The sequence below is a fragment of the Planomonospora algeriensis genome, from assembly GCF_977012225.1.
The window spans coordinates 1-4,140 of record NZ_CDRNDK010000510.1 but is presented as its reverse complement, the minus strand read 5'-3'; the positions used below and the strand labels follow the sequence as shown (position 1 = coordinate 4,140).

The 4,140-nt window shown below is 72.7% G+C and carries 4 protein-coding genes and 1 pseudogene; 3 read left to right on the top strand and 2 right to left on the bottom strand.

Annotated features, from left to right (window positions below; translation table 11 throughout):
• On the bottom strand, nucleotides 1-378 hold a 378-nt coding region (locus tag ACWJ6R_RS31365; protein WP_449065687.1), incomplete at its 3' end, for a hypothetical protein.
• Between the two features lie 171 nt (nucleotides 379-549).
• Here ACWJ6R_RS31365 and ACWJ6R_RS31360 point away from each other — a divergent pair.
• Together ACWJ6R_RS31360 and ACWJ6R_RS31355 are read left to right on the top strand one after the other, a co-directional pair.
• Entirely contained in the window at nucleotides 550-1,863 is a 1,314-nt protein-coding gene (locus tag ACWJ6R_RS31360; RefSeq protein ID WP_449065686.1) for a DNA recombination protein RmuC, read from the top strand.
• Between the two features lie 82 nt (nucleotides 1,864-1,945).
• Nucleotides 1,946-2,320 carry a DUF6542 domain-containing protein gene (locus ACWJ6R_RS31355; RefSeq protein ID WP_449065685.1) on the top strand — a complete coding sequence of 125 codons (375 nt, stop codon included), beginning with the start codon at nucleotides 1,946-1,948 and terminating at the stop codon, nucleotides 2,318-2,320.
• Nucleotides 2,321-2,656: 336 nt separating this feature from the next.
• Here the strand turns inward: ACWJ6R_RS31355 and ACWJ6R_RS31350 are convergent, their stop codons facing one another.
• Nucleotides 2,657-3,625: a 4-hydroxy-3-methylbut-2-enyl diphosphate reductase gene (locus ACWJ6R_RS31350; RefSeq protein ID WP_449065684.1), complete on the bottom strand. Its 969-nt coding sequence runs from the start codon at nucleotides 3,623-3,625 to the stop codon at nucleotides 2,657-2,659.
• A 109-nt stretch (nucleotides 3,626-3,734) separates the two neighbouring features.
• On the opposite strand from ACWJ6R_RS31350, the pseudogene ACWJ6R_RS31345 reads away from it, so the two are divergent.
• A pseudogene (locus ACWJ6R_RS31345) lies at nucleotides 3,735-4,140 on the top strand (hypothetical protein); the annotation flags it as partial.

The following is a 4,140-nucleotide window of genomic DNA, read 5'->3' as shown; positions in this document are numbered from 1 at the left end:
CGGTCCCCGCAGGCTGCGCACGCACGCCGTACGGCCCGCCCGCAGGCTCTGCGGGGCCACCTCGCCGGCCTCCCCCGCCGTCCCCGGCGCGGCCGGGGCACCGGAGATCATGACCAGCTCGTCCGTCTCGGCGGGGCACTCGGGCGCGCGGGCGCCCACCACGGAGATGACCCTGCCGTCGGCGGCCGCGCAGGGGACCAGGTCGAACCGGGCGCCCTGCCGGTCGACGCAGGCCCCCCGACCCCAGGTGAGCGCGGCCGGGGACTCCGCGCCGACGCCCGCCGCCGCCACGCCCGGCTCCCCGCCCCCCTGACCGGCGATGAGCCCGATCGCCGCGGCACCGGCGGTGGCGACGATGACGAGTGCGGCCCCCAGCACCGGCGCCGTCTTCGGATGTAAGGCACGTGTACTCACGAACTCCCCCTACTTTACGTGTTCACAATGAAACTTTGAGTGATGGAGGGCGTGCGCACAAGCGGAACGGCCCGGCCGGTCCGCTAGGCGTGTCGGCCCGGGCGGGAGCCGCCGGACCTGGGATCATCTGCGGGCATGAACGTCATGGCACTCGCCTTCCAGCTCGCCGTGGGGCTCGCGGCGGGGCTCACGATCGGGTTCCTGCTGGGCCGGGCCCGGGCCTCGGCCGGAGCCTCCGACGCCGTCGCCCGCCTGGCCGACGCCGAGGCCCGGGCCAGGGCCGCCGAGGAGAAGGTCGCCTACGTCGAGGAGCAGCTCGCCGAGCGCTTCCAGGCGCTGTCGGCCCGCGCGCTCGACGTCAACAACCTGCGCTTCCTGGAGCTGGCCGAGACCCGGATGGCGGCCGGCCGCGCCGAGGCCGCGGGAGAGCTGGAGCAGCGCAAGCAGGCGGTCGAGCACCTGATCGAGCCCTTGAAGGACACGCTGGCCCGCGTCGAGGCGCAGCTGCGCGACACCCAGTCGGGCCAGCGGGCCGCCCACGCCGAGCTGGCCCGGCACATCGAGATCGTCCGGGAGAGCAACGACCGCCTCCGCGACCAGACGAACGCCCTGGTGCGCGCCCTGCAGCGGCCCGAGGCCGGGGGCCGCTGGGGTGAGCTGCAGCTGCGCAGGGTCGCCGAGATCGCCGGCATGCAGCGGTTCTGCGACTTCGAGGAGCAGGCGAACGCGGCCACCGCCGACGGCGCGCTCCGGCCCGACATGGTGGTACGGCTGGCCGGCGGCAAGAACATCGTGGTCGACGCGAAGGTCTCCCTGGCCGCCTACCTGGAGGCCGCCGAGACCGGTGACCCCGACCAGCGCTCCGCCCGGCTGGACGCCCACGCCCGGCACGTGCGCGACCACGTGGACCGGCTGGCCGCCAAGGCCTACTGGCAGGCGTTCAGCCCCGCGCCGGAGTTCATGGTGCTCTTCATCCCGGGGGAGGCGTTCCTGGCCCCCGCGCTGGAGCGCGACCCCGGCCTGCTGGAGCACGCCATGCGCAAGCGGGTCCACATCGCCACCCCCACCACGTTGATCACCATGCTGCGCACCGCGCAGTACGCCTGGCAGCAGGCCGCGCTCAGCGAGAACGCCCGCGCGGTCTTCGAGCTCGGCAAGGAGCTCTACGAGCGGCTGGGCAGCATGGGGCGGAACCTGGACACGCTGGGCCGCTCGCTGAGCCGGTCGGTGGAGTCCTACAACCGGGCCGTGGGGTCCCTGGAGACCAGGGTCCTGGTGAGCGCGCGCAAGCTGAACGACCTGGGCCTGGTCGACTCCGACCTCGACCGGCCGCAGATGGTCGAGGACCTGCCGCGCACGCTGGCCTCGCCCGAACTGCTGGAAGAAGAGGGGCCAAGCGCGTCCCCCGGCTCCCGCCTGAACGGTAAGTTGGCCGAAGACCTGCTGTGAGAGCCGTTTCCTGAAACCGGGGGGAGCCCCACACTGGAGCCGTGCAGAAGCAGGCGTGAGGGGGGACCGGCGAGGTGATCGCATGAGTGAACGCAACCCGGCGTCCGGCGTCCGGCTGACCGCACGGGGCGCGGTGGCGTCCGTGCTGGTGTTCACGCTGCTGGGCAGCGTGCTGAACACCGTGCTCGGGCTACCGGCCGTGGTCGGCCTGGCGTTCGTGGGCGGCTGCGTCGCCGCCGTCTCATTGGTGAACCCGCGCGACCTGCTCTCGCTCGTGGTCTCCCCGCCGCTGGCCTTCTTCGCCGCCGTGCTGCTCGCCGAGGCGGTGCGGTCCCTGACCGCGCCCTCGCCCGCGACGGCCTTCGGCCTGGGGATCTACAGCTCGCTGTCCCGGGGCGCCCCTGGCTCTTCGCCGGCTCGGCGCTGGTGCTACTCATCGCCTGGCGGCGCGGCCTGACCCGCTGCGTCCGCGACCTGCGCGACGAACTGCGCGCCTCCGGCTCCGCCGTCCCCCGGCCGCGCGCGAGCGGGACCGCCGGCGCGGCGGCGGGATTCGCCCCCGAGCCCGAGGCTACTTCGAGCCCAGGGTGTACGGCTCGCCACGCGAAGGCCAGTAGCGCCCCGCGAGGGCCGGTAGCACCGCGGGAGGACCCGCGGACGGAGCGGTCCTGCGGATCTCCCGGCCCGCTGACGCGTCTCCCCGCCCGGAACCCGGCCGCCTTCCAGACCACCGGGCCCGGGAGGCGGCCGGACGGCGCGGCCGGGAGGCGGCCGGACGGCGGGCCCGTCCGGCTCAGATCCCGGCGCGCAGGTCCTTGCGGAGCTCGTGCGGGAGGGCGAAGCGCACGCTCTCCTCGACGGAGAGGACCTCTTCGACGTCCTCGAAACCGTGGGCCGCCAGACGGGCCAGGACCTCGGCGACGAGCTCGTCGGGAACCGAGGCGCCGCTGGTCACGCCGACCGTGGTGACGCCCTCCAGCCACTCGTCCCGGATGAACGAGGCGTTGTCGACCAGGTAGGAGGCCTCGGCCCCGTGGTCGAGGGCGACCTCGACCAGGCGCTTGGAGTTGGAGGAGTTCTCCGAGCCGACGACGATGACCAGCTCGGCCTGGGCTGCGATCTCCTTCACCGCGACCTGGCGGTTCTGGGTGGCGTAGCAGATGTCGTCGCTCGGCGGGTCGATCAGGTTGGGGAAGCGCTCCTTGAGCCGGGTGACCGTCTCGGTCGTCTCGTCCACCGAGAGCGTGGTCTGGGAGAGCCACACCAGCCGGTCGGGGTCCTTCACCTGGACCGAGCCGACCGAGTCGAGGCCGTCCACGAGCTGGATGTGCTCCGGCGCCTCACCCGCGGTGCCCTCGACCTCCTCGTGGCCCTCGTGGCCGATCAGCAGGATGTCGTAGTCCTGGGAGGCGAAGCGCTTGGCCTCGTTGTGCACCTTGGTGACGAGCGGGCAGGTGGCGTCGATCGTCTTCAGACGGCGCTGGGCGGCCTCCTGGTGCACGGCGGGCGAGACGCCGTGGGCGGAGAAGACCACGATGGCCCCCTCGGGGACCTCCTCGGTCTCCTCGACGAAGACGGCTCCCCGCGCCTCGAGCGTCTTGACCACATGGGTGTTGTGCACGATCTGCTTGCGCACGTAGATCGGCGCGCCGTACTGCTCCAGGGCCCTCTCCACGGCCTGGACCGCACGATCGACCCCCGCGCAGTAACCACGGGGCTTCGCCACAAGCACGCGTCGAGTCGCGCGGGTCTTTGAAGTCATGTTCTTATGCTACGTGGAGTATCCATGGGGCCCGTTCACGTGCCTCTTGACCTCACAAAGCACCTTATTGCCGCAATCAGCTGTCCGATACCGTTCTCCAGGAGACGAAATGTCAGTCCCTGATCTCTTCCGCAACGTCGCCGGGAAGGCGAAGGAACTACCGCTCTACGTACTGCAGACCACGCTGAGCGGAGTCGGCCAGGCGCTGATGCTCGGCGACCGGGTCCGCAGCAGGATCAAGCGCATGGCCGGCGGCGACGGGGATCTCGACGAGGGACGTCCGTCGGCGGCCGAGCAGGCGGCCGAGACCGGTGAGCAGGCCGGGACCGCGGAGGAGAGGCCCGCCCGTCGCGAGCCGGTCATCTTCGCCCCCGCCAAGCCCAAGGCCGAGACCGCTGCGGCCGCGCCCACCGCCGAGCCGGAGACCGCCGCGAAGACCGGAGGCGCCTCCGAGCCCGAGAGCGTGCCCGAGGCCGAGCCCGCCAAGGCCGTCAAGGCTGCCGAGCCGCCAGCCG